The 598-nt window shown below is 64.7% G+C and carries 1 protein-coding gene; it reads right to left on the bottom strand.

The genetic code is table 11. The features are described from left to right. Window positions 1–88 precede the first annotated feature (88 nt). Window positions 89–550 carry a hypothetical protein gene (locus ACOADB_RS27230; protein ID WP_378606477.1) on the bottom strand — a complete coding sequence of 154 codons (462 nt, stop codon included), beginning with the start codon at window positions 548–550 and terminating at the stop codon, window positions 89–91. Window positions 551–598: the final 48 nt, after the last annotated feature.

Raw genomic sequence — 598 nt, 5'->3', positions numbered from 1 at the left:
TACCACGACGAGGACGTCGAGCTCTGGGACGACCAGGGGCGGTTGATCGCGCAGTCGCGGCAATTGGCGATCCTCAGCAACGGATGATTCAGCTGACCTCAGCAACGGTCACCGTCGTACCCGCGTCGGTGGTCGGCGTACTGAACTCGACCTGATCGGCGCGGTCGAGGCTGAACTCGTCGGTGGTGTCGTTGAGGTTGATCCCGCCGCCGTCTCCCCGTGGCGCCATCTTCCTGCTGGTCTCCAGGCGGATCTTGTCGTCGTCGATCTTGACGACGGTGATCAGCAGTTCCTCGCCGGCAACAGGCACCGAGAAGGATTCGAACTCGCCGAGGATGACCGACGACGTGCTCGGTGCGGGTTGTTCACGCTGCGCGCCGGTCCAGGCCTGGACGGTGAACTCGAGTTCGACCGGCGCGGCTGGTTCGTCGTCGCCGCACGCGGTGAGCAACGGGATCAGGAGGAACGGCAGGAGCGTCATGCTGGCTTTCACGCCGAGAGTCATGCCCGCTGCGACGGTGCCGACACGTCGTCGGTTCCGCCACCCCATAGAATCTCCTCACGTGACTGCCGCATGGGGCTTCGGCCTGACGACGTA

It is taken from the genome of Nocardioides sp. CPCC 206348 (genome assembly GCF_048654705.1).
Classification (GTDB): domain Bacteria; phylum Actinomycetota; class Actinomycetes; order Propionibacteriales; family Nocardioidaceae; genus Nocardioides.
This window is presented reverse-complemented; position numbering and strand designations above follow the sequence as displayed.

Coding starts and splice junctions, on each gene's coding strand:
- ACOADB_RS27230 (WP_378606477.1), bottom strand. CDS start 550: ATGGGGTGGCGGAACCGACGACGTGTCGGCACCGTCGCAGCGGGCATG.